This is a genomic window from Microbacterium californiense, from assembly GCF_047246625.1.
Taxonomy (GTDB): Bacteria; Actinomycetota; Actinomycetes; order Actinomycetales; family Microbacteriaceae; genus Microbacterium.
In genome coordinates this window covers 344,966-367,570 of the sequence record NZ_JBFOKQ010000002.1, presented here as the reverse complement: position 1 = coordinate 367,570, position 22,605 = coordinate 344,966, and the positions used below count along the sequence as shown (strand labels likewise).

20 protein-coding genes are annotated in these 22,605 nt (G+C 71.8%); 7 read left to right on the top strand and 13 right to left on the bottom strand.

Annotated elements, in window-relative coordinates; translation table 11 throughout:
• Window positions 1-54: 54 nt before the first annotated feature.
• The 4 genes from AB3M82_RS13055 to AB3M82_RS13040 are packed head-to-tail and all read right to left on the bottom strand — an operon-like array spanning window position 55 to window position 3,942.
• A complete protein-coding gene (locus AB3M82_RS13055) occupies window positions 55-1,668 on the bottom strand; it encodes a PTS mannitol transporter subunit IIBC (protein ID WP_412958370.1) in 1,614 nt (537 codons plus the stop codon).
• Window positions 1,665-3,350 carry a phosphoenolpyruvate--protein phosphotransferase gene (gene ptsP / locus AB3M82_RS13050; protein ID WP_412958369.1) on the bottom strand — a complete coding sequence of 562 codons (1,686 nt, stop codon included), beginning with the start codon at window positions 3,348-3,350 and terminating at the stop codon, window positions 1,665-1,667. Before ptsP ends, AB3M82_RS13055 begins: the two co-directional genes overlap by 4 nt.
• Entirely contained in the window at window positions 3,347-3,628 is a 282-nt protein-coding gene (locus tag AB3M82_RS13045) for an HPr family phosphocarrier protein (RefSeq protein WP_412958368.1), read from the bottom strand. The genes ptsP and AB3M82_RS13045 overlap by 4 nt, the downstream gene beginning before the upstream one ends.
• Window positions 3,625-3,942, bottom strand: a complete 318-nt coding sequence (locus AB3M82_RS13040; RefSeq protein ID WP_412958367.1) for a PTS sugar transporter subunit IIB — start codon at window positions 3,940-3,942, stop codon at window positions 3,625-3,627. The genes AB3M82_RS13045 and AB3M82_RS13040 overlap by 4 nt, the downstream gene beginning before the upstream one ends.
• A 169-nt stretch (window positions 3,943-4,111) precedes the next feature.
• On the opposite strand from AB3M82_RS13040, the gene AB3M82_RS13035 reads away from it, so the two are divergent.
• On the top strand, window positions 4,112-6,031 hold the full coding sequence (locus AB3M82_RS13035) for a BglG family transcription antiterminator (protein WP_412958366.1): 1,920 nt from the start codon (window positions 4,112-4,114) through the stop codon (window positions 6,029-6,031).
• A gap of 1 nt (window position 6,032) precedes the next feature.
• On the opposite strand, the gene AB3M82_RS13030 is transcribed toward AB3M82_RS13035, so the two are convergent.
• The 3 genes from AB3M82_RS13030 to AB3M82_RS13020 form a co-directional block, all read right to left on the bottom strand.
• Complete coding sequence (locus AB3M82_RS13030; RefSeq protein ID WP_412958365.1) at window positions 6,033-6,296, bottom strand: HPr family phosphocarrier protein; 264 nt, start codon at window positions 6,294-6,296, stop codon at window positions 6,033-6,035.
• Between the two features lie 68 nt (window positions 6,297-6,364).
• A complete protein-coding gene (locus tag AB3M82_RS13025) occupies window positions 6,365-7,999 on the bottom strand; it encodes a phospho-sugar mutase (protein WP_412958598.1) in 1,635 nt (544 codons plus the stop codon).
• Window positions 8,000-8,031: 32 nt separating this feature from the next.
• Window positions 8,032-8,865 (bottom strand): purine-nucleoside phosphorylase, encoded by an 834-nt coding sequence (locus AB3M82_RS13020; RefSeq protein ID WP_412958364.1) that lies wholly within the window; start codon window positions 8,863-8,865, stop codon window positions 8,032-8,034.
• A 58-nt stretch (window positions 8,866-8,923) separates the two neighbouring features.
• Between AB3M82_RS13020 and AB3M82_RS13015 the strand changes: the two genes are divergently transcribed.
• Window positions 8,924-10,369: an NAD(P)H-quinone dehydrogenase gene (locus AB3M82_RS13015; protein WP_412958363.1), complete on the top strand. Its 1,446-nt coding sequence runs from the start codon at window positions 8,924-8,926 to the stop codon at window positions 10,367-10,369.
• A gap of 66 nt (window positions 10,370-10,435) precedes the next feature.
• Here the strand turns inward: AB3M82_RS13015 and AB3M82_RS13010 are convergent, their stop codons facing one another.
• Together AB3M82_RS13010 and AB3M82_RS13005 are read right to left on the bottom strand one after the other, a co-directional pair.
• Window positions 10,436-12,202 (bottom strand): acetyl/propionyl/methylcrotonyl-CoA carboxylase subunit alpha, encoded by a 1,767-nt coding sequence (locus AB3M82_RS13010; RefSeq protein ID WP_412958362.1) that lies wholly within the window; start codon window positions 12,200-12,202, stop codon window positions 10,436-10,438.
• An 86-nt stretch (window positions 12,203-12,288) separates the two neighbouring features.
• Window positions 12,289-12,945 (bottom strand): Maf family protein, encoded by a 657-nt coding sequence (locus AB3M82_RS13005; protein WP_412958597.1) that lies wholly within the window; start codon window positions 12,943-12,945, stop codon window positions 12,289-12,291.
• Between the two features lie 23 nt (window positions 12,946-12,968).
• Between AB3M82_RS13005 and AB3M82_RS13000 the strand changes: the two genes are divergently transcribed.
• The 5 genes from AB3M82_RS13000 (at window position 12,969) to AB3M82_RS12980 (ending at window position 18,716) form a co-directional block, all read left to right on the top strand.
• Window positions 12,969-14,222: a class I SAM-dependent RNA methyltransferase gene (locus tag AB3M82_RS13000; protein WP_412958361.1), complete on the top strand. Its 1,254-nt coding sequence runs from the start codon at window positions 12,969-12,971 to the stop codon at window positions 14,220-14,222.
• Window positions 14,223-14,266: 44 nt separating this feature from the next.
• The gene (locus AB3M82_RS12995; RefSeq protein WP_412958360.1) at window positions 14,267-14,926 is read left to right on the top strand and encodes a response regulator transcription factor; all 660 of its coding nucleotides are present in this window, start codon (window positions 14,267-14,269) and stop codon (window positions 14,924-14,926) included.
• Window positions 14,916-16,142, top strand: a complete 1,227-nt coding sequence (locus AB3M82_RS12990) for a sensor histidine kinase (RefSeq protein ID WP_412958359.1) — start codon at window positions 14,916-14,918, stop codon at window positions 16,140-16,142. Before AB3M82_RS12995 ends, AB3M82_RS12990 begins: the two co-directional genes overlap by 11 nt.
• Window positions 16,139-17,185 carry a hypothetical protein gene (locus tag AB3M82_RS12985; protein WP_412958358.1) on the top strand — a complete coding sequence of 349 codons (1,047 nt, stop codon included), beginning with the start codon at window positions 16,139-16,141 and terminating at the stop codon, window positions 17,183-17,185. Before AB3M82_RS12990 ends, AB3M82_RS12985 begins: the two co-directional genes overlap by 4 nt.
• A 268-nt stretch (window positions 17,186-17,453) precedes the next feature.
• Window positions 17,454-18,716, top strand: a complete 1,263-nt coding sequence (locus AB3M82_RS12980; RefSeq protein WP_412958357.1) for an ROK family transcriptional regulator — start codon at window positions 17,454-17,456, stop codon at window positions 18,714-18,716.
• Window positions 18,717-18,744: 28 nt separating this feature from the next.
• On the opposite strand, the gene AB3M82_RS12975 is transcribed toward AB3M82_RS12980, so the two are convergent.
• The 4 genes from AB3M82_RS12975 to AB3M82_RS12960 all read right to left on the bottom strand — a co-directional run bounded on the left by AB3M82_RS12975 (window position 18,745) and on the right by AB3M82_RS12960 (window position 22,426).
• Window positions 18,745-18,966 carry an acyl-CoA carboxylase subunit epsilon gene (locus AB3M82_RS12975; protein ID WP_412958356.1) on the bottom strand — a complete coding sequence of 74 codons (222 nt, stop codon included), beginning with the start codon at window positions 18,964-18,966 and terminating at the stop codon, window positions 18,745-18,747.
• Window positions 18,963-20,552 (bottom strand): acyl-CoA carboxylase subunit beta, encoded by a 1,590-nt coding sequence (locus AB3M82_RS12970; protein WP_412958355.1) that lies wholly within the window; start codon window positions 20,550-20,552, stop codon window positions 18,963-18,965. Before AB3M82_RS12970 ends, AB3M82_RS12975 begins: the two co-directional genes overlap by 4 nt.
• Before the next feature lie 101 nt (window positions 20,553-20,653).
• Window positions 20,654-21,646 carry a hypothetical protein gene (locus tag AB3M82_RS12965; protein WP_412958354.1) on the bottom strand — a complete coding sequence of 331 codons (993 nt, stop codon included), beginning with the start codon at window positions 21,644-21,646 and terminating at the stop codon, window positions 20,654-20,656.
• A gap of 87 nt (window positions 21,647-21,733) precedes the next feature.
• Window positions 21,734-22,426, bottom strand: a complete 693-nt coding sequence (locus tag AB3M82_RS12960) for a phosphocholine cytidylyltransferase family protein (RefSeq protein WP_412958353.1) — start codon at window positions 22,424-22,426, stop codon at window positions 21,734-21,736.
• Window positions 22,427-22,605 lie beyond the last annotated feature (179 nt).

The window sequence follows — 22,605 nt, the reverse complement described above, 5'->3', positions numbered from 1 at the left end:
TTCTGAGAAATGGTCCGGTGGGCGGATGCCGCAGCATCCGCCCACCGGGGTCTGTCACGCGTCGGCGTCGCGCTGCTCGCGCACCATCTCGACGACCTCTTCATACTTCGGGGAATTCATGAAGTTGTCGACGGAGACGTGGACGGAGTTCGGCGACTGCGCCTTCGCACGGTCGGTCAGCTGCTGCTGCGTGATCACGAGGTCGGCGGTGCCGTCGAGGTTCGCGATCGCCTGGTTGGTGACGGTGACGTCTTCGATGCCCGCCTTCTTGAACTTGTTGCGGAGGACGCTCGCGCCCATGGCCGAGGAGCCCATGCCGGCGTCGCACGCGAACACGACGTTCGAGATGCGGCGGTCCGTCGCGACGGCGCTGCCGCCGGCCGCGGCCGACGAGGTGCGCAGCGCATCCATTGCTGCCGACGACTTGCCCTTGTTGGCCTCGGTCTGAGCGATCGCGGCGCCGAAGGTGTCGCCCTCGGCCTCGAGGTCGCGCTTGCGCGAGGCGCGCAGGATCACGGCGGTGATGACGAACGTGACGGCCGCGGCGATGAGCACCGACAGGTAGACGACCAGCAGGTTGCCGATGCCGGAGCCGACGGCCGCGGCGGTCACGGCGATGATGCTGCCGGGGGCCGCCGGGAAGCCGAGACCGCCGCCGAGGATCATGTTCGTGGTGACGCCGGCGGCGCCGCCCGCGATCAGCGCGAGGATGGTGGTCGGCTTGCTCAGCGCGTACGGGAAGTAGATCTCGTGGATGCCGCCGAAGAACTGGATCACGGCCGCACCGGGAGCCGAGGCCTTCGCCGCGCCGACGCCGAAGAACGTGAACGCGAGCAGGAGGCCGATGCCCGGTCCGGGGTTCGCCTCGATGAGGAACAGGATCGACTTGCCGGTCTCGGCGGCCTGCTCGATGCCGAGGGGCGTGAACACGCCGTGGTTGATGGCGTTGTTCAGGAAGAGCACCTTGGCGGGCTCCACGATGATCGACACGAGCGGGAGCAGGTTGAGCGACACGAGCCAGTCGACCGCCGCACCCAGGACCGTGCTGATGCCCAGCATGACCGGACCGAAGGCGAAGAAGCCGACGATCGCGAGGATCATGCCGAGGATGCCGGCGGAGAAGTTGTTCACCAGCATCTCGAAGCCGGGGCGGATCTTGCCGTCCCACAGGCGGTCCATCTGCTTGGTCAGCCAGGCGGCGATCGGGCCCATGATCATGGCGCCGAGGAACATCGGGATGTTCGTGCCGACGATGACACCCATCGTGGCGATCGTCGCCACGACGCCACCGCGCTCGCCGTAGACCATGCGGCCTGCGGTGTTGGCGATGAGGAGGGGCAGCAGGTAGGTCACCATCGGGCCCACGAGGCCGACGTAGCCGAGGAAGTTGCCTCCGTCGCCCTCGGACAGTGCGGTCATCGCACCCTGCCAGCCGATCGCGGCCGAGTCGCCGCCGCCGCCGATGATCTCGGCGACCGGCGCCCAGTGCCAGCCGAAGGGGCTGTCGGCGCCGAAGAACCCGGCGGGGATGAACAGCATGGTGATGAAGCCCCACGCGATGAACGCCGCGATGTTGGGCATGATCATGCCGGAGAGGAACGTGCCGAAACGCTGCACGCCCGTTCGGAGCCCGCTGGCTTTCGCCGGGGCCGGTGACGTCGTCGTCATGATGTCGTCTCTTTCTGGTGAGGGGGGAGCGCCGCGGATGCTTCGACCGCGGCCTGGCGCGCACCGGCGGCGTCATCGGCCGCCAGTGCCTGCTCGGCGAGGTTGCGGGCCTCGTCGAGCGTGCGTTCGGAGAGCGCGTGACGGACGTCCGCCAGCGCAGAGGGGGCCATCGAGAGACTCGTGGCGCCGAGGCCCACGAGCACAACGGCCAGGAGCGGATCGGCGGCGGCCTCGCCGCAGATGCCGACCGGCTTGCCGAGGCGGGCGCCGGCGGCTCCCACCTCGCGCACCAGGCGCAGCACGGCGGGATGCCAGGGATCCTGGAACCCTGCGACGGAACCGAGCAGGCGATCGGCCGCCATCGTGTACTGCGTCAGGTCGTTCGTGCCGATCGAGGCGAAGTCCGCGTGCGCGAGCACCCGGTCGGCGAGCAGCGCGCTCGCGGGCACCTCGACCATAACGCCGGCGGTCTTCAGGCCGTACTCGCGCGCCAGGCCGGTGAAGTACGCGGTCTCCTCGACGGTCGTGACCATCGGCGCCATGACCCAGAGGTCCGCCTCGGTGACGGCATCCGCCTCGGCGAGGGCCGTCAGCTGCTCGCGCAGGATGTCCTCGCTGGCGCGGAGAGCCCGCAGGCCGCGCAGGCCGAGAGCGGGGTTCTCCTCGTGGGCGTCGTTGAGGAAGGCGAGCGGCTTGTCGGCGCCCGCGTCGAGCAGACGCACCACCACCTTCTTGCCGGGGAAGGCGTCGAGGAGCTCGCGATAGGACTCGCGCTGCTGCGCGACGGTCGGTGCCTGGGCGGCCGAGAGGAACAGGAACTCCGTGCGGAACAGACCCACGCCCTCCGCACCGCGGGCGACCGCGTCGGCGGCGTCGGCCGGTTTGCCGAGGTTCGCCAGCAGGGGGATCGCGGTGCCGTCCGCCAGGGCGCCGGGCGTCGGCGGGGCGGCGTCCGCCGAGAGACGGGCGGCGGCGCGCTGGGCGGCCCGCTCCTTCTCCTCTGGGGTGGGGTCGGTGGTCACGGTGCCGGCGGCGGCGTCGACGATCACCGTCTGGCCGGACGCCAGGGCGGCCGCGTCCGCGGCTCCCACGACGGCGACGATGCCCTTCTCGCGCGCGAGGATCGCGGTGTGCGAGGTGGGCCCGCCGTCGACCGTGATCAGGGCGAGGACCTGACCGAGATCGAGCAGGGCGGTGTCGGCGGGCGCGAGATCGCGCGCGACGAGGACGAAGGGGTGGCCCGGGTCGGGCACACCGGGGGCGTCCACCCCGCGCAGCCGCGCCAGCACCCGCTGCGCGATGTCATCGAGGTCCGCCGCGCGCTCGCCGAGGTAGCCGCCGACCGCCTCGAGGGTCGCCCGGAAGCCGGCGAACGCGTCGTGCACCGCCCATTCCGCGGTGAAGCCCTCGTCGATCCGGGCGTCGACCTCGTCCTGGAGGGTCGGGTCCTCGGCGATCATCGCCTGTGCCTCGAGCACCTCCTGCGCCGAGCCCCCGGCGGCTTCGCCGCGGGCGGTCAGCTCCTGCGCGACGACGGCCACGGCCTCGCGCACCCGCGCGCGCTCGGCATCGGCGCCCAGGCTGCTCGGCGTCCGGTCCGGTGCGGGCAGCGCCTCGGTCATGCGGACGACCGGACCCTGGGCGACGCCGAGTCCGATCCCCACTCCGCGCAGCTCGCTCATCCGGCCGCGTCCTGGTCGTGGTCGGTGGTGAGCAGCTCGGTGAGCGTGTCGAGCACGCCCTCGGCGTTGTCGCCGTCGGCGCTGAGCGTCACGTAATCGCCGTGCTCGATCGCGAGGGCGATCACACCGAGGATGCTGGCGGCATTGACGGCCTTGCCGGAGTCCTTGGCGATGGTCACGGGGATGCCGGAGTCCTTCGCGGCCTGCGCGAACAGCTTCGCGGGGCGGGCGTGCAACCCGTGGGAGGAGCCGATCCGAACGGTGCGTGAAACGGTCATGGTGTTCCTTTCGGGGTGGTCTCCGCGTCGGCGACCAGCGCGCGCACGAGGGCGAGCGTCCGATCTCCGTCGCGGTCGGCGAAGATGTCCGCGGGCAGAAGGGCGACCGGCGCCCCGGCGCTGTCGCGGACGGCATCCACCCGGTCCGCGAGATGCGGTCCGAGCAGCACGACGTCCTGAGCCCCGGGGAAGACGGAGTTCTCCGTCCCGGCGGCGGCATCCCAGTCGAGGCCCGCGTGGGCCGCCGCACGTCGCAGCCTCTGCGCGACGAACGTGCTCGACGCTCCCGCGCCGCACACCACGAGGATCCTCATCGATGCCACCTTCCTGAGAACAGTCTGGGAAACCCGCTCGGCGCGTCGCCAACAGGTTCCTTTCCGCCCCTCCGGAACCTCGCTTCCGCGCCCCGCGCGTCCGGATCACTGACATCATGGGAAGGCGGCGGACAGAGCGGTCGCGCACAGCAGCAGGAGAGGGAGGACCATGTCGCGTCAGCGCCAGGACCAGCTCCTCACCGCCCTCCTGCGTCAGGACTCCTGGCTCACCGCCGCCACGCTCGCCGACCACGTCGGGGTGACGCCGCGCAGCATCCGCTCCTATGTCGCGGCGCTCAACGCGCGGGTCGACGGCGACGCGGTCGAGTCCGGGCCCGCGGGGTACCGCGCCGGACCGAGCGCCCGCGATGCGCTCCGCGCCCGATCCGGGGGCGACTCCACGCCGCGGGACCGGCTGCACGCCCTGGTCCGCAGGCTCCTCGACGAGCCTGACGGGCTGGACGTCTACGTCACCGCCGAGCGGATGCACGTGAGCGAGGCCACGCTCGAGGCCGATCTCGCCCGGGTCCGTGGTCTCCTCGAGGGCACCGCCCTCGTGCTCGAGCGCGACCGGGAGGTCATCCGGCTGCGCGGCACGGAGGAGGAGCAGCGGCGGCTGATCAGCCGGCTCGCGCACGACGAGATGGATGCCGCGTCGTTCCACCCCGAGACGTTCCGCCGCGCGCTCGCGGGCAACGGCGTCGCCGCGCACGCCGTCGGCCCCTTCAAGTCGGCGCTGGTGGGCGAGCTGGGCGCGCTCGGCTACTTCGTCAACGAGCTGGCCATCTCCGACGTCCTGCTGCACATCGCGATCGCGGCCGACCGGGTCGCGGCCGGCTACGCGATCCGTGCGGAGAGCGAGAGCGGGCCGGAGGAGATCCCGCGCGTCGGCGCCGTCATCTCGCGCCTGGCGACGGAGCACTTCGGCGTCGATCTGGGAGACGGCGACAGCCGCCACCTCGCCTCGCTCGTGCTCACCCGCGTCGTCGCCCCCGGGGCCGAGACGACGCGCGAGGTGGCGCGCAGCGGGGTCGAGCCGCGCGTCGAGGAGGCGGTCCGCGCCGAGCTGGGCCGCGCCGCGGCCGAGTACGACGTCGACCTCCTGGAGGATGCGTTCGTGCTGCGCCTGGCGCTGCACGTGCAGAACCTTCTCCGGCGATCCCAGGGGCAGGCCTACGCCCGCAACCCGCTCACGCGCTCCCTCAAGACCTCCTACCCGATGATCTTCGAGGTCGCCGTCTCGATCGCCTCCGGACTGCACGACCGGCTCGGAACGCCTCTGCACGACGACGAGATCGCCTACATCGCGATGCACGTCGGGGGTCGGCTCGAGCGCAGCCGCAAGGCCGCGTCGATCCTGACCGCCACGATCGTCTGCCCGGGGTACTACGAGCTGCACGAGCTGCTGCGCTCCAGCGTCGCGCGCTCGCTCGGGGCCTCCATCGAGGTGACGAGCGTCGTCACGAGCGTCGACCCCGACTGGTCCTCCTTCGACACCGACCTCGTGCTCAGCACGATCGAGCCGGGCGAGACGGGGGACCGCTTCGTGCGCATCCATCCGTTCTTCTCGGATGCCGACGTGGAGCGGGTGCAGCAGGCCGCGGGCCGGCTGCGGCGCGGGCGACGGCTCACGCATCTGCGCGAGGAGCTGTCGCAGTACTTCGACGCCGAGGCCTTCCTGCACCCCCTGCCCGATGAGGGCGAGGAGGCGATCATCCGTCGCCTGGGCGCGCTCCTGGTGCGCACCGGCGTGATCGACGACGACTACGTCGAGAACACCATCGCCCGGGAGCGGATGTCGTCGACGGCGTTCACGGATGCGCTCGCCGTCCCGCACGCCCTGCAGATGACGGCCGCGCGCACGGCGATCGCCATCGGCGTCGCGGACGGCTCCGCCGCCTGGGCCGACGGACGCGTGCAGGTCGTCGCGCTCGCCGCGTTCAGCGAGGGCGACCGCGCAGCCTTCCAGACCGTCTTCGAGCAGCTCGTCGAGGTCTTCAGCGAGCGCGAGAGCGTGCAGCGCATCGTCCGCCGGGCGACCACGTTCGAGGCGTTCCTCGACGAGCTCGTGGCCGTGATCGACGGCTGACTCAGCGGCCGGGCGACAGCACCCGCACGAGCGTGTCGAGCAGGCGGTCGGCCCCGGGCGCGTCGGCCGTCTCGAGGTCCACGGCGTCTCCCGCGCCGAGGGCGAGGTCCATCACCGCCAGGACGCTCCGGAGATCGACGCGCGTCCCCTCGGCGGTGCGCAGGGAGACGGGGGCGCCGTGCGCCTGGGCGAGACGGACGAGCTCGGCCACGGGTCGCGCGTGCACGCCGTTGTGCGCGGTGATGATCACGTGTCGGGTCGGCATGCTCCGATGCTAGCCGGAGGTCGCCCGGGAGGGCCCGCGCGGAGCGGATGCCTCCGGGCGACCGCGGGTCAGGAACGCTCGGCGAGCAGCTCCCGCACTCCGGCCTCCAGGTCGGCGACGGCCGCCCGCGCCAGCTCGGCGGACTCGGCGCGGGCGTCGATGTAGACCTTGAGCTTGGGCTCGGTGCCGCTCGGCCGTACGATCACGCGGGATCCGTCGGCGAGTCGATAGCGCAGCACGTCGCCCGAGGGCTGACCGGGTTCGGCGCGCAGCAGGTCCTCCGCCGACGCGACCGCGCGGCCGGCGATGTGCTGCGGCGGCAGGGTGCGCAGAGCCAGCATCACCCGTCCGATGATCGAGAGGTCGTCGACGCGCACCGAGACCTGACCACTGGAGAAGTGACCGTAGGTGTCGCCGAGCTCGGTCAGGAGATCGGCCAGGGAGGAGCCTCGTTCGCGCGCCTCGGCGGCGAGGCCGAGCACGGCGACAGCGGCGGAGATGCCGTCCTTGTCGCGCACGGTCTCCGGGTTGACGAGATAGCCCAGGGCCTCCTCGAATCCGAACACGATGCCCGGCGCCCGGGAGATCCACTTGAACCCCGTGAGCGTCTCGTGGAAGTCGAGTCCGTGGTGCGCGGCCACCGCCCCCAGCCCCGGCGAGGAGACGAGTGAGCAGGCGAGCGAGGCGCCGGGCGTCCCGGCGGCGGCCCGCGCGGCGCGGGCGCCCAGGAGCAGGCCCACCTCGTTGCCGGTCAGACGGCGCCATCCGCCGGGGACCTGTGCGTCGGGGATCGCGACCGCGAGCCGGTCGGCGTCGGGGTCGTTCGCGAGGATGAACTCGGCGCCGGTGCGCCGGGCCCGCTCGAAGGCCAGGTCCATCGCCCCCGGCTCCTCCGGATTCGGGAACGCGACGGTGCGGAACGTGGCGTCCGGGGCCAGCTGCTCGTGCACCACGGCGGGGCGGGGGTAGCCCGCCTCCGTGACGATGCGCGCGAAGGTCTCCCACCCGACGCCGTGCATGGCCGTGTAGACCCAGCGCAGTCCGGCGGCGCCGGCGGGCGCCGGCGCGACGGCCGCGGTCGCAGCGACGTACGCGTCGACGACGGCCTCGGACGCGGTCTCGTAGCCGGTCGAGCGCGGGAGCACCGAGATGTCGCCGGCATCGGCGACGCGCTGGATGAACGCGGCGATCTCGGCATCCGCCGGCGCCACGATCTGCGAGCCGGCATCCGCTCCGCCCAGGTAGACCTTGTAGCCGTTGTCGTTCGGCGGGTTGTGGCTCGCCGTGACCATGACCCCGGCGTCCGCGCCCAGGTGGCGCACGGCGAAGGCGAGCACCGGCGTCGGCAGCAGACGGGGCAGCAGGATCGCGCGCAGCCCCGCCCCCGCGAAGATCTCGGCCGAGTCGGTCGCGAACACGCGGGAGTTGCGGCGGCCGTCGTAGCCGATCACGACCGTCGGCGTGGCCCCGCCCGCGCGGCTGCGCAGGTAGGCCGCGAACCCCGCCGCCGCCTGCGTCACGAGCACGCGGTTCATGCGGTTGCTGCCCGCGCCCAGCTCGCCCCGCAGCCCCGCCGTGCCGAAGGCCAGGCGTGCGCGGAAGCGGTCGTCGATCTCGGCCGCGGCGGCCGCGTCTCCGCCGGCCGCGCGCGTCACCAGACCGGCGAGCTCGTCGCGGGTCTGCGGATCGGGGTCCTGTCGCATCCAGGCGCGCGCCTGGGCGAGCCGCTCGTCGCTCACAGCGCCTCGACCACGCGGGCCAGCAGGGCCGAGATCACCGGCTCCGCCTCGCGGCCGGCCTCGATGACCTCGGCGTGGCTGAGCGGGGTCTTCTGGATCCCGGCGGCGAGGTTCGTGATCAGCGAGAATCCGAGCACCTCCATGCCCGCCTCGCGCGCCGCGATCGCCTCGAGCGCGGTCGACATGCCGACGATGTGACCGCCGATGTGCTTGGCCATCTGCACCTCGGCGGGCGTCTCGTAGTGCGGGCCCCGGAACTGCGTGTACACGCCCTCGTCCAGGCTCGGGTCCACCGTGCGGGCGATGTCGCGCAGGCGCTGGGCGTACAGATCCGTCAGATCGACGAAGGTCGCGCCTTCGAGCGGGGAATCGGCGGTGAGGTTGATGTGGTCGCTGATGAGCACCGGCTGCCCGGGCTTCCAGGTCTCGCGGATGCCGCCGGCGCCGTTCGTGAGCACCATGATCGACGCCCCGGTCGCCGCCGCGGTGCGGACCGAGTGCACGACCCGGCGGACGCCGTGGTCCTCGTAGTAGTGCGTGCGGGCGCCGATGACGAGGACCCTTTTGCCGCCGGGGGTGAGGATGCTGCGCAGCGTGCCGACGTGCCCTTCCAGAGCGGGCTTGGAGAACCCGGTGACCTCGGTCGCGGGGATGGTCGCGACGGTCTCGCCGATGAGGTCCGCGGCCTTGCCCCAGCCGCTGCCGAGCGTGAGGGCGATGTCGTGCTTCTCGACGCCGGTCAGCCGGGCGATGTCGGCGGCGGCGGTGGCGGCGACCTCGAACGGCTGCGCGTTCGGGTCGTCCAGGGGGTGGGTGTAGGTCTCGGACATGGATTCCACTCTAGGAAGGTGCAGGCTCGGCTGCCAGGATTGCGGAAGAATGGGGATCATGTCTTCGACTTCCACTCCTTTCGAGCGCACTCAGCGCGTCGCCGTGCTCGGCGGCGGTCCCGGCGGTTACGAGGCGGCCATCGCGGCCGCCCAGCTCGGAGCCGAGGTGACGCTGGTGGAACGCGTGGGGGTCGGCGGATCGGCCGTCCTCACGGACGTCGTGCCGTCCAAGAGCCTCATCGCGACGGCCGACGCCGCGGTCGCGATCTCCGAGGCGACCGACCTGGGCGTGCAGTTCTACGCGAAGGGCGAGAAGGGAACGCCCTTGAAGCCCGAGATCGCCATCAACCTCGCGGCCGTCAACAAGCGCCTGATGGCGCTGGCCGGTCAGCAGTCCGAGGACATGCGGGCGACGCTCCTCGAGGCCGGGGTGCGCGTGCTCTCGGGTCACGGCCGTCTCGAGGGACCGGACGCGATCGTCGTCTCGACGGGGCAGGGCGGCACCGACTTCGACCGGGTCGAGGCCGACACGATCGTCGTCGCCGTGGGGTCGCGCCCGCGCGAGCTGGACTCCGCGAAGCCCGACGGGCGCCGCATCCTCACCTGGACCCAGCTGTACGACATGAAGGCGCTTCCCGAGCACCTCATCGTGGTCGGCTCCGGCGTGACCGGCGCCGAGTTCGCCTCGGCGTACATGAACCTCGGGGCCCAGGTCACCCTTATCTCCAGCCGCGACCAGGTGCTCCCCGGCGAGGACCAGGATGCCGCGCGCGTGCTCGAGAAGGTCTTCAAGCGCGGCGGCATGACCGTGCTGTCGAAGTCGCGGGCCGACAGGGTCGAGGCGACCGCCGACGGCGTCATCGCGACGCTCTCGGACGGCCGGACGATCGAGGGGAGCCACTGCCTGCTGGCCGTGGGCTCGATCCCGAACACCGCCGACATCGGCCTCGCCGAGGCCGGGGTCGAGCTGACCGAGACCGGCCACGTGCGGGTGAACAAGGTCGCGCGCACGTCGGTGCCCAACATCTACGCGGTCGGCGACTGCACGAACTTCTTCCCCCTGGCGTCGGTCGCGTCGATGCAGGGGCGGACGGCCGTGTTCCACGCCCTCGGCGACATCGTGATCCCGCTCGACCTCATCAAGATCACGTCGAACATCTTCACCGCCCCCGAGATCGCCACGGTCGGCTACTCGGAGAAGGACGTCGAGGACGGCGTGGCCGACGGCATGGTCTACAAGCTGCCGCTCGCCGCCAACCCGCGCGCCAAGATGATGGGCATCAAGGACGGCTTCGTCAAGCTCATCGCCCGCAAGGGCTCGGGCACGGTGATCGGCGGCGTGATCGTCGCGCCCAAGGCGTCCGAGCTGATCTACCCGATCGCCATCGCGGTCGAGCGGCGACTCACCGTGGATCAGGTCTCGCGGGTGTTCGCGGCCTATCCGTCGCTGTCGAGCAGCATCACCGACGCCAGCCGGGCGATGCACCTGTTCAACATCTCCTGATCCGGCCCGCACGAGAGAGGCGCCCCACCTCACGGGTGGGGCGCCTCTCTCGTGCTCTGCGGCCGGTCAGCTGATGGTGAGCAGCTGGTGCCCGGCCGAGACGGTGGCTCCGGCATCCGCGTTGATGTTGCCGACCACGCCGTCCTTGTGCGCCTGCAGCGGCTGCTCCATCTTCATGGCCTCGAGCACCACGACGAGGTCGCCCTTGACGACCTGCTGGCCCTCCGCCACGGCGACCTTGACGACCGTCGCCTGCATGGGCGACTTCACGGCGTCGCCCGAGGCGCCCGCATTCGCGGTCGTGGCGTGGCTGCGGCGCGACGGGGGCACCACGGCCGGTCGGCCGGCGGTGCCTGCGGCGACGGCGACGCGGTCGGGCAGGCTCACCTCGAGGCGCTTGCCGCCCACCTCGACGACCACGGTGTGCCGGCCGGTGCCGGGCGCCGGGGCCTCCAGCTCGCCGTCCCACGCCGGGATGTCGTTGTCGAACTCGGTCTCGATCCAGCGCGTGTAGACGCCGAAGCCGCCGTCCTCGCCGGTGAAGGCGGGGTCGCGGACGACCTTGCGGTGGAAGGGCAGCACCGTGGGAAGCCCCGCGACCTCGAACTCGTCGAGCGCGCGCCGCGAGCGCTCCAGCGCCTCTTCGCGATCCTTGCCGGTGACGATGATCTTCGCCAGCAGCGAGTCGAAGGCGCCCGAGACGGAGTCGCCGGCGGTGACGCCCGAGTCGAGACGGATGCCGGGGCCTCCGAAGGTCTTGAAGACGTGGATGGGACCCGGCTGGGGGAGGAAGCCGCGCCCCGGGTCCTCGCCGTTGATGCGGAACTCGAACGAGTGGCCCTGCGGCTCCGGGTCGGCGTAGTCGATCACGCCGCCGGCGGCGATGCGGAACTGCTCGCGGACGAGGTCGATGCCGGTGACCTCCTCGGAGACGGGGTGCTCGACCTGCAGGCGGGTGTTCACCTCGAGGAACGACACCGTGCCGTCGGCGCCGATGAGGAACTCGCACGTGCCGGCGCCCACGTAGCCGACCTCCCGGAGGATGGCCTTGGACGCGGCGTACAGCTGGGCGTTCTGCTCGTCGGTGAGGAACGGCGCGGGCGCCTCCTCGACGAGCTTCTGGTGACGGCGCTGCAGCGAGCAGTCGCGGGTCGAGATGACGACGACGTTGCCCTCGGCATCAGCCAGGCACTGCGTCTCCACGTGACGGGGCTTGTCGAGGTACTTCTCGACGAAGCACTCGCCACGGCCGAACGCCGCGACGGCCTCGCGCGTGGCGGACTCGAACAGCTCGGCGACCTCGTCGAGCTCGCGGGCGACCTTGAGACCGCGGCCGCCGCCGCCGTACGCCGCCTTGATGGCGATGGGAAGCCCGAACTCCTGCGCGAACGCGACGACCTCCTCGGCCGTCTCCACGGGGCCGGGAGTTCCGGGCGCGAGCGGCGCGCCCACCTTCTCGGCGACGTGACGCGCGGTCACCTTGTCGCCCAGGGCCTCGATGGCCTCGGGAGAGGGGCCGATCCAGGTCAGCCCCGCGTCGATCACGGCGCGCGCGAACTCGGCGTTCTCGGCGAGGAACCCGTAACCGGGGTGCACGGCATCGGCGCCCGCGCGGCGGGCCACCGAGAGGATCTTCTCGATCTGGAGGTAGGTCTCGGCGCTCGTGGCGCCTCCGAGCGCGTAGGCCTCGTCGGCGAGTCGCGTGTGCAGGGCGTCGCGATCCTGGTCGGCGTAGACGGCGACCGAGGCGATGCCGGAGTCCCGGGCGGCGCGGATGATGCGGACGGCGATCTCGCCGCGGTTGGCGATGAGCACCTTGGCGATAGCAGGCATGGTTGCCAGCCTAGCGAGAAGCCCCTCGATCCATTTGACGACTCCCCACAAGAAAGAGAGGAGAACGTGGACGGGAGTCTACGACCTCAGCGACCGGTGGGGCTCGACCACAGATCGGTCCAGACGACGCCGAGCGACCCGGCCAGTCGCCGGATCGTCGACAGCGACATGCCGACCACGGTGGAGGGGTCGCCCTCCACGCGCGTGATGAACGCGCCGCCGAGGCTGTCGACCGTGAAGGCGCCGGCGACGAGCAGCGGCTCGCCCGAGGCGACGTAGGCCGCGATCTCCTCGTCGGTGACGTCGTCGGCGAACGTGACGGAGGCCTGGGCGGTGGCCGTCTGCTCGACCGGCGTGATGCCCGGAGCCACGCGGAACACGGAATGCCCGGAGTGGAGGATGCCGGTCGCTCCCCGCATCCCGGCCCAGCGCCGGGTCGCCTCCTCCGCGGTGTAGGGCTTGCCGTAGACCTGACCGTCGAGGGCGAACATCGAGTCGCCGCCGATCACGATGCCGTCGAACCCGGGGTGCTCGGCGGCGATGCGCCCGGCGACGTCGCCGGCCTTCGCGCGCGCCAGGAGCAGCACGAGCTCCTCGGGAGGCAGCGCGCCGCCGCGAGACGCCGCCGCAGCCGCCGCCACCGCGTCCTCGTCGACGTCGGGGGAGAGCGTGAGCGGCTCGATCCCGGCCTGCCGCAGCAGCATCAGGCGGGCGGGAGACGTGGAGGCCAGGCAGACGCGCATGTCCACCACCGTATCCTCGAAGGATGACTTCCTCCGCCGCAGACCTCCTCGACCTCGACATCACCGGGATCGCGCACGGCGGCACCTTCATCGCCCGCCACGAGGGTCGCGTCGTGTTCGTCTCCGACGCCATCCCGGGTGAGCGCGTCCGGGCGCGTCTCCTCGCACCCGTGGGAGGGGCGGATGCCGACAACCGCAGCTTCTGGCGGGCCGAGACCGTGGAGGTGCTCGAGGCGAGCGAGCACCGCCGACCGCACTTCTGGGCGGAGGCGGACGTCGCGCGCGATCCCGCCGATCGTCCCGGCGGCGCCGATCTCGGCCACATCGACCTCGCGCACCAGCGCGTGCTCAAGCGGCAGGTCCTCTCGGAGGCCCTCGACCGGTTCGCCGGCCCCGGTCTCGAGGCGCCGGAGATCGAGTCCGTCGAGTCCGGCGACGGCACGGCGTGGCGTACGCGGGTGACGCTGCACGTGGGGGACGACGGGGAGGCCGGTCCGTTCGCGGCGCGCAGCCACCGCGTGATCCCCGTGTCATCGCATCCGCTCGCCCGTCCGGCGATCGCCGAGGCGGCGCTCGCCCTCCGCGGTGAGGCTCCCGGCCGGATCGAGCTCGTCGAGCCCGCCGACGGCGAGGTGCGCGTCATCCGGCGGGCGGAGACCGAGCGTCCCGCCCGGGTCGCCCGCGGCTTCCGCCGACGCCCGACGCCCGAGGTGATCGAGGAGGTCGTCGGCGACCGCCGCTTCCAGGTCGATGCGACCGGGTTCTGGCAGGTGCACCCGCGCGCGGCATCCGTCCTCGACGCCGCCGTGTACGGACTGCTCGAAGATCACGTCGACACCGAGTCCGCGCGCACGCACTACGACCTGTACGGCGGCGTGGGGCTCTTCTCGGCCACGCTCGCCGACCTCGGCGCCACCGACATCGTCACCGTCGAGTCCAGTCCCCGCGCCACCGAGCATGCGCGGCGCAACCTCGCCCCGCTCGAGGTCACCGCCGTCACGGCGCGCGTCGAGCGCTTCCTCGCCTCGCGCACCGGCGGCGGGCGGACCGGCACGGTCGTGCTCGACCCGCCGCGCGCGGGCGCCGGGCGCCAGGTCGTCGAGGCGATCCACACGCTGAGTCCCGAGGCGATCACGTACGTCGCCTGCGACCCCGTCGCCCTGGCGCGGGACCTCGGCACGTTCCGGGGTCTCGGATGGAACGTCGACCGGCTCCGCGGGTTCGACCTGTTCCCGCATTCCCACCACTTCGAGGTCGTCGCGCTCCTCACCCGATGAGGGTCGCTCCCCGACGCGCGACGGGGAGTCACTAGGCTGTCGGCATGAGCACGGTCGCACTCATCGACGATCACGAGTCCGTCCGCCTCGGACTCGAGGCGGCCTGTGCCCGCGACGGTCAGACCATCGTCTTCTCGGGGAGCACGGTCGTGTCGTATCTCGACTGGCGCGCGGCGTCCGGGGCGGCTCCCGCCGAGGTCGTCGTCCTCGATCTGACGCTGGGCGACGGGACCACGGTCACCGAGAACGTCACGTCCCTCGTCGCCGACGGGGCGAGCGTCGTGATCCACAGCGTCGCCGACCGCCCGGCCGCGGTCCGGGAGGCGCTCGCCGCCGGCGCCGCCGGAGTCGTGAGCAAGTCGTCGGCGCTCGACGACGTGCTCGACGCGATCCGCACCGTCGCGCACGGCGAGGCGCTCAACAACGTCGAGTGGGCGAGCGCCGTCGACGGCGACCGCGCCTTCGCCGATGCGCAGCTCTCGACCCGCGAGCGGGAGGTGCTGCGCCTGTACGCTGCGGGCCTGCCGCTGAAGGCCGTGGCCGAGCGACTGGGCGTCGCCTACTCGACCGCCAAGGAGAACATCACGCGCATCCGCGTGAAATACGTCGAGGTCGGACGCCCCGCGCCCACCAAGGTCGATCTGCTCCGGCGCGCCATGGAAGACGGCATCGTCACGCCCGACGGGGCATCGAGTGGCCGCTGAGTCGCTCAGCATCCGAGAGGCGTGGACGCAGATCCCCTCTCCGGGCAGCGCCGAGACCGAGATCGAGCGCTTCACGAGCAAGCGCATGGAGCGCATCCTCGCGACCGTCGTCGCGATCGGGTCCGCCGTGCTCGGCGGGTGGGCCCTGTTCACCGCCCTGGCCGCACTCGACGACATGCACGCCGGTCAGCTGACGATTCTCATCGTGGTCTTCGTCCCGCTGCTCGCCATGCTCGTCGCCTGCGCGATCGGACGCGCCGTGCGGATCGCCTCCGGAACCTTCGCGATCGCCTACGTGGTGGCGCTCGCCGCCTGGCCCACCGTCGCCGCGGGCGATTCCGCGGACAGTCAGCCGTGGATCTTCTTCCTCGTGAACGTGAGCGTGGTCGCCGCGCTGCTCGCCTTCCCGTTGCGCGTGCAGTTCGCGGTGGGCGTGGCCGTCCCGCTGGTCTACGGCTACGTGCGGCTCGTGCAGGGCGGCTTCGCGCCGGCGTTCTGGATCTCGACAGCCTTCGACGTCTCGTTCACGCTGATCCTCGGCTTCGTGCTCATCTCGCTCGGATGGATGTTCCGCTCCGTCGCGGCCGGCGTCGACGACGCGCGCGGGCGCGCCGTCGCCTCGTACGCCTCCGCGGCGGCCGCCGCAGCGGCGGAGGAGGAGCGCGTCGCGATGTCCGCGCTCATGCACGACAGCGTGCTGGCCGCCCTCATCGCCGCCGAGCGCGCCGAGAGCGATCGCGCCAAGGAGCTGGCCGTCGGCATGGCCCGCGAGGCGCTCACCCGCCTCGCCAACACCGAGGCCGCCGTGGCGCAGGAGGGCAGCGACGAACCGGTCGCGCAGACCCAGGTCGTGGTGGAGCTGCGCCGGGCGCTGTCCGAGCTCGGGGTCGACGCGGTCGTCGAGGAGCGCGGCGGGTCGGGCGTCATCCCCGGCCGTGTGGCCCGCGCTCTCGTGCTCGCGGCCCGGCAGGCCATCGGCAACGCCGTGACGCACGCCGGTGGCCGCGGCCTCCACGTCGTCGCCGAGCAGGAGCACGACGGCATCCGCGTCATCGTGATCGACGCCGGGCCCGGCTTCGACCTGGAGGGGATCGGCGAGGACCGCCTCGGCATCCGCGCGTCGATCCTCGCCCGTATGGCGGGCGTCGCCGGCACCGCGCGGATCGACTCCGGCGATGACGGCACCGTCGTGACATTGGAGTGGATGCCGTCGTGAATCGGACCGTGCGCAGTGTCGCGACCTCGCTCGCCGTGGGCTTCGCCCTGTACTACGCCGCCCGGGCCATCTGGTGGATCAGCCAGCCGCGCGAGCCGCTGATGATGGTGCTGGCCATCGCGGTGTTCCTCGTGGTCATCAACCTCGCGATCCTGGGCTCGCCGTCGTCGGTGAAGATGCCTCTGTCGACGGCGCTGGCGGCGCTGGGGGCGTCCGTGGTCGTTCCCGCGGCCGTCGGCGCCGCCCTCGCTCCCGCCGACCGGGTGCTTCCGTTCGCCACCTGGTACATCGGCGCGGTGGGGCTGATCAGCGTCGTCTGCATCGTGCGCCGCCGGTTCTGGATCGGCTGGGCGGTCCTGCTCCTGTTGATCGCCGGAGCCTCCCTGAACATGAGCTTCCTGAAGACGTTGGACCTCGGCGGCATCGGGTCGATCATGTGGGTGGTCGTCGCCCAGCTCCTGGTCATGTTCTGGGACCGCGCGATCCGCGACACCGAGCGGCTGGCCGAGATCCAGCAGGCCGTGTCGGCCTGGCACGCCACCCAGCTCGTCCGTCAGCGCGAACGCCGGCTGCGCACGCAGTTCGCCCTGGCCGTGGCGGGGCCGGTGCTCAGCCGGGTGGTCGCCTCGCGCGGCTCGCTCACCGAGTCCGAGCGCCTCGAAGCCCGTCTGGCCGAGGGGCGCCTGCGCGACGAGCTCCGCGGCGCCGACCTGCTGAACGACGCGGTCCGCGACGCCATCGAGGCGGCACGCCGCCGCGGTGCCGTGGTCACGGTGTTCGACGAGGGCGGCCTCGACGGCATCGACGAGGAGCGGCGCATCGAGATCCGCGACGAGCTCGCCGACGTCCTCGCGGACGCGCACGCCGGTCGCCTCATCATCCGCGCCGCTCACGACGATCGCACCGCGGTCACGGTGGTCGGACGCGTGGGATCCGGATCGACGCCGGATGACGACTCCGTCGACGTCTGGCACGAGATCCCGCGCGCCTCGGACGGCACCGCCTCGGACGGCACGATCCCGCCCGTGGCCGACGACCGCTGAGCGAGGACGTCTCCTCGGCTCCGGCTGGGGGAGTGGAAGCCGGAGTCGAGGAAGAGAATGGGCGAGGGGCGGCGAAGCCGCCCGCCCCTCGCCAAGCGGCTCAGTTACCCGAAAACCAGCCGCCGGTGGCCGACCCTTGTCTGTCTACCCTGGGACAGAGAGATCGACCGAAACGCGAAGCGTCCCCTTCGGTTTCCCGGGCGCGCGCATCCTTGTCTGTAGGTATTTTGGGGGACACGGGAGCGGCCGGGTAGGCGACAATCGAACGATGGGAATCCGGCGCGGCACCAATCTGCCTCGGATGGGCGACTTCAACCAGTCGGTCATCGTGGAGGCGATTCGGCGCTCGCCCGCGGGACTCAGCCGGACGGAGCTCGCCGAGGCGACCGGGCTGTCGGCCCAGACCGTCACCAACATCACCCGGCGTCTCCTCGACGAGGAGCTCATCGCCGAGGCGGGACGCCGCATCACCGGCCCGGGCAAGCCGCGCACGATCCTGCGCCTGGTGGCCGAGAGCCGGTTCTCGGTGGGGGTGCACCTCGACCCGGCGCTGATCACGGTGGTGCTGCTGGATCTGGCCGGAGCGGTCGTGCGTCGGACCACGGCGCAGACGCCCGAGGGGCAGCCCGACGCGGCGATCGAAGCCATGGCGGGGCTGGTCGGAGAGGTCGTCGACGCCTCCGACGTCGATCCCCGGCGCATCGCGGGCGTCGGCGTCGCGGCGCCGGGGCCGGTGGACGCCGACGGCGGATCCGTCGTCGCGCCGCCCCTGCTTCCCGGATGGCAGCGCGTGCAGCTGCGTGAGCGCCTGGCGGAGGCGACGGGGTTCCCGGTCGCGCTGGAGAAGGACACCGCGGCGGCCGCCGTGGGCGAGCTGTGGACGGGACGCGGCCCGGCCGACGACTCCTTCGTCTTCCTGTACCTGGGGACGGGCATCGGCGCGGCGCTCGCGCTCGACGGCGACGTGATCCGCGGGCGCACGCGCAACCTGGGCGAGATCGGTCACATCGTCGTCGACCCCGAGGGTGCCCCGTGCGGCTGCGGCTCGCGCGGCTGCGTCGCCGTGACGTGCACGCCGGAGGCGATCGTGCGGTCCGCGATCCGCGCGGGGGTCCTGAGCGACCAGGCGCGCGGATCGAGCGAGATCCGTGCGAACGAGGCCCGGTTCGCCCAGCTCTGCGCCAAGGTGGAGGCCGCGGACGCGGCGGCCGTCGAGGTCATGCGCCGAGCCGCCGGGCACACGGCGGTGCTCGTCGCCGACCTGTCGAATCTGCTCGACGTCGACCGGGTGGTACTCGGCGGCCCGTTCTGGTCGCCGCTGTCGGCGACCTACCTGGAGGTGATCCCGCCCCTCGTGGAGCGGGCGAGCGCGACCCGCGCCCTGCGATCGGTGCCGGTCGTCGGCACGGTGGTCGGCGACGACGTCGGAGCGGTGGGCGCCGCGTGCGTGGTGCTGGACGGCATCCTCACGCCGAGAGCCTCCACCCTGCTGCTGCGAGAGGCCGACGAGCCGCCCGCCGAGACCGATTGACCCGGTCTTCCTGCCGCTCGGGGCGGGCTCAGCGCGAGAAGCGACCCCACGGGATGTCGCGGCGGAGCGGCGTGCGAAGGGGGCGCTGCGTACGTTCCCACGCGGACACCACCGGCTGCTCGGCGACCGCGGCGGACGTCTCCTCGGCGTAGGCGTCGCCCACCACGGCGATCAACGCCGCGAGCTCCTCCTCGGTCGCCGCGCCGCGGAGGATCTCGAGAGCGGGGGTCTCGTGCTCGGCCTCGGTCACAGCGGGATGTTCCCGTGCTTCTTCGGCGGCAGCTCCTGGCGCTTGCCCCGCAGGGAGCGCAGGGCCTTCGCGATCGCGACACGCGTGGTGGCCGGCTCGATGATGCCGTCGAGTTCCCCGCGCTCCGCGGCCAGGAACGGAGAGGCGACGTTGTACGTGTACTCGTTGGCGAGGCGTGTGCGCACGGCGGCGACGTCCTCACCGGCCTCCTCGGCGCGCTTGATCTCGCCGCGGTAGAGGATGTTGACCGCGCCCTGGCCGCCCATGACGGCGATCTCGGCAGTCGGCCAGGCGAGGTTGATGTCGGCGCCGAGTTGCTTGGACCCCATGACGATGTACGCGCCGCCGTACGCCTTGCGGAGGATCACGGTGACCAGCGGGACGGTCGCTTCGGCGTAGGCGTACAGCAGCTTCGCGCCGCGGCGGATGACTCCTGTCCACTCCTGGTCGGTGCCGGGCAGGTAGCCGGGGACGTCGACCAGGGTCACGATCGGGATGGAGAACGCGTCGCAGAAGCGCACGAACCGGCTGGCCTTCTCGCCGGCCTCGATGTTCAGCGTGCCGGCCATCTGCGACGGCTGGTTGGCGATGATGCCGACCGAGCGCCCCTCGACGCGGCCGAAGCCGATCACGATGTTCGGCGCGAACAGCGGCTGCACCTCGAGGAAGTCGCCGTCGTCCACGACGTGCTCGATGACCGTGTGGATGTCGTACGGCTGGTTCGCCGAGTCGGGGATGACCGTGTTCAGCGAGCGATCGGCATCCGTCGTCTCGAACTCGAACGCGCTCTCGTAGCTCGGCAGCTCGGCCATGTTGTTGTCGGGGAGGAAGCCGAGAAGGGTGCGCGCGTAGTCGATCGCGTCGTCCTCGTCCTCGGCGAGGTAGTGCGCGACGCCCGAACGGGTGTTGTGCGTGTAGGCCCCGCCCAGCTCCTCCATGCCGACGTCCTCGCCGGTGACGGTCTTGATGACGTCCGGGCCGGTGACGAACATCTGGCTCGTCTTGTCGACCATGATGACGAAGTCGGTGAGGGCGGGGGAGTACACGGCGCCGCCGGCGGCCGGGCCCATGATGATCGAGATCTGCGGGATGACGCCCGAGGCGCGGGTGTTCAGGCGGAAGATCTCGCCGTACTTGCCGAGGGCGACGACGCCCTCCTGGATGCGCGCGCCGCCGGAGTCCAGGATGCCGATGCAGGGCATGCCGCCCGCGAGGGCGAACTCCATGACCTTGACGATCTTCTCGCCCGCGACCTCGCCGAGGGATCCGCCGAAGGTCGAGAAGTCCTGGGAGTACACGGCGACGGTGCGGCCGTGGATGGTGCCCACGCCGGTGACCACGGAGTCGCCGTAGGGGCGCGAGCGGTCCATGCCGAAGGCGGTGGTGCGGTGGCGCACGTACTCGTCGAACTCGACGAAGCTCCCCGGGTCGACGAGCAGCTCGATGCGCTCGCGGGCGGTCATCTTGCCCTTCGCGTGCTGCTTCTGCTTCGCCGTCGCTTCCGCGTCGACGACGGCCTCGGTGTAGCGAGCGCGCAGGTCCGCGATCTTGCCGGCGGTGGTAAAGAGGTCGGGCTTGTCCGTCACGGATTCCACCCTAGCGTCGGGTCGGCGCGCTCCGTTGGATGCTCGGCACAACGGGTCGCCGGATCCTTTGGCGGGGTCCGCGGTCCCGCCCGGCGGTCCGGTCAGCTCGGCGCGGAGTCGGAGCCGGGGTCGCGGGGGAGCTCATGGGTGCCCTGCACCCCTTCGGCCTCGAGCTCGTCGTCGCTCCCGTGCCGCCCGCGGCGGGTGGTCAGCTCCCCGACCTTGCGCCCGGCCCAGCCCACGCCGCGGGCCGCCGTTCCGGCCGCGCCGACGACCGCCGATCCGGCGAAGCGCGCGCCCCGGAGCATCCGCAGCTCGACCTTCTCGGCACCCGGCACGGGCTCGAGCTCGGGAGGAAGGGTGAAGGGAGGAGCGCCGAACGCCCGATGCGAGGTGGTGAGAACCCGGCGTCCGAGCAGGTGATTGCCCGCTCCGCCGATGGCGGCGCCGACGCCGAAGGGCAGCGCCTTGCCGATGAACGACGCTCCGCCCCGGGTGGCGAACTGCTTGATGAACACGCCCTTGAGGCGGTCGGCCAGCGGACCCACCGCCGCTCGGGGCAGCGACTTCGTCACGAGCTCGCCCCAGTACGCCGATCGCGAGCCGCCTCGGCCGGCGAGCTGTCCGGCGAGCTGGCTGACCAGGTCGACGCCCTCCTTGCCGAGCATCAGCGTCATGACCAGCGCTCGGGCGCGGTCGGGGTTCGCGATCGCGATGCCGTGCACCTCGGCGACCGACTGCGCGAACAGGGCGGTCGATTCGACGAAGCCCAGCGTCTCCACCCCCGAGAGTGCGAGGGTGACGCCGGTGCCGATGCCGGGCACCACCGCGGTCGCTCCGACGGCAGCGCCACCTGAGGTGACGGCCGCGAGGTAGCGGCGTTCGAGGATCCGGATGATCTCCGCGGGGGACGCCTGAGGATTGCGCAGCCGAATGCTCCGGATGTGCGCCAGGACGAGCGGTCGCTGGATCGACAGCACGCGGTCGAGGCCGCGGACGACGAACGGATGCTCGGAGGATCCGACCGGCGGGACGCCCTTCTCCCAGGGGGAGTCGTCGGGCAGGGAGTGGATCTTGTGAACCTTGGGCGCCATGTCCCGATCCTAGGAAAGGATGCCGCGAATACGCCGGGAGCCGCGCCCCTGACGAGGGGGACGCGGCTCCCGGGAGTGCGACGACGATCAGACGAACAGGTTCGCCCGCTCGAGGTCTTCCGCGAAGTCGATCTCGACCGCGTACAGGTCGGACACGTCCATCGGCTCGAGGAGCAGGCCGTCCTCGGCGATCGCGAGCTCGAGGCCGCGCTCGAAGTAGTCCTGGTCCTCGACGCGCTGCAGCTGGCGCATGAACGCCTTCTTCTGCGCGGAGGAGATGTAGTTGATGCCCACCGCCTCACCGAGTCCGCCCTTGACGGTCTTGGAGAGTTCCTTGATGTAGCCCTCGGAGGTGACGGTGTACTTGACCTCTTCGTCGCTGACCTTGGAGGTGTTGACGGTGACGAAGGACTGATCGCGCTCGATGAACGAGGCGGCACGGCCCAGGATCATCGGGTCGAACACCACGTCGCCGTTCATCCACAGCACGCCGCCCTTGCCGGTCGCCGCGAGGGCGCGCAGCAGGCTCTTGGAGGTGTTGGTCTCGTCGTAGCGCTCGTTGTGCACGTAGTTCGCCGTGGGGAACGCCTCGATGATGGTCTCTGCGCGGTATCCCACGACGGTGGTGATCCGGGCATCGGAGCCGAAGGCGGCACGGATGTTGTCGTGCTGCTGGCGCATGATGGTTCGTCCGTCGCTCAGCTCGGTGAGCGGCTTGGGCAGCGCACGGCCCAGGCGCGAGCCCATTCCGGCTGCGAGGATGACGGTCTGAAGAGTCACGAGTGCTCCTAAAGGAAAGTGTGTTCATGGCCGGTTCACCGACCGGACACTTCTTCGTGCCGCTTTCATGGTAGCGATGGAGTCTGGGAAGCAGACGGCCCGGGTGACCCCGTTGCCATTTCGTGACCGTCTCCACACCGAACGTACAGGCTCGGACGACGGGGTTCCAGGGGGTGTGC

What these genes read in the sequence shown, in the direction of transcription:
- AB3M82_RS13055 (WP_412958370.1), bottom strand. Translation starts at nt 1,668, where the DNA reads ATGACGACGACGTCACCGGCCCCGGCGAAAGCCAGCGGGCTCCGAACG.
- ptsP (WP_412958369.1), bottom strand. Translation starts at nt 3,350, where the DNA reads ATGAGCGAGCTGCGCGGAGTGGGGATCGGACTCGGCGTCGCCCAGGGT.
- AB3M82_RS13045 (WP_412958368.1), bottom strand. Translation starts at nt 3,628, where the DNA reads ATGACCGTTTCACGCACCGTTCGGATCGGCTCCTCCCACGGGTTGCAC.
- AB3M82_RS13040 (WP_412958367.1), bottom strand. Translation starts at nt 3,942, where the DNA reads ATGAGGATCCTCGTGGTGTGCGGCGCGGGAGCGTCGAGCACGTTCGTC.
- AB3M82_RS13035 (WP_412958366.1), top strand. Translation starts at nt 4,112, where the DNA reads ATGTCGCGTCAGCGCCAGGACCAGCTCCTCACCGCCCTCCTGCGTCAG.
- AB3M82_RS13030 (WP_412958365.1), bottom strand. Translation starts at nt 6,296, where the DNA reads ATGCCGACCCGACACGTGATCATCACCGCGCACAACGGCGTGCACGCG.
- AB3M82_RS13025 (WP_412958598.1), bottom strand. Translation starts at nt 7,999, where the DNA reads ATGCGACAGGACCCCGATCCGCAGACCCGCGACGAGCTCGCCGGTCTG.
- AB3M82_RS13020 (WP_412958364.1), bottom strand. Translation starts at nt 8,865, where the DNA reads ATGTCCGAGACCTACACCCACCCCCTGGACGACCCGAACGCGCAGCCG.
- AB3M82_RS13015 (WP_412958363.1), top strand. Translation starts at nt 8,924, where the DNA reads ATGTCTTCGACTTCCACTCCTTTCGAGCGCACTCAGCGCGTCGCCGTG.
- AB3M82_RS13010 (WP_412958362.1), bottom strand. Translation starts at nt 12,202, where the DNA reads ATGCCTGCTATCGCCAAGGTGCTCATCGCCAACCGCGGCGAGATCGCC.
- AB3M82_RS13005 (WP_412958597.1), bottom strand. Translation starts at nt 12,945, where the DNA reads ATGCGCGTCTGCCTGGCCTCCACGTCTCCCGCCCGCCTGATGCTGCTG.
- AB3M82_RS13000 (WP_412958361.1), top strand. Translation starts at nt 12,969, where the DNA reads ATGACTTCCTCCGCCGCAGACCTCCTCGACCTCGACATCACCGGGATC.
- AB3M82_RS12995 (WP_412958360.1), top strand. Translation starts at nt 14,267, where the DNA reads ATGAGCACGGTCGCACTCATCGACGATCACGAGTCCGTCCGCCTCGGA.
- AB3M82_RS12980 (WP_412958357.1), top strand. Translation starts at nt 17,454, where the DNA reads ATGGGAATCCGGCGCGGCACCAATCTGCCTCGGATGGGCGACTTCAAC.
- AB3M82_RS12965 (WP_412958354.1), bottom strand. Translation starts at nt 21,646, where the DNA reads ATGGCGCCCAAGGTTCACAAGATCCACTCCCTGCCCGACGACTCCCCC.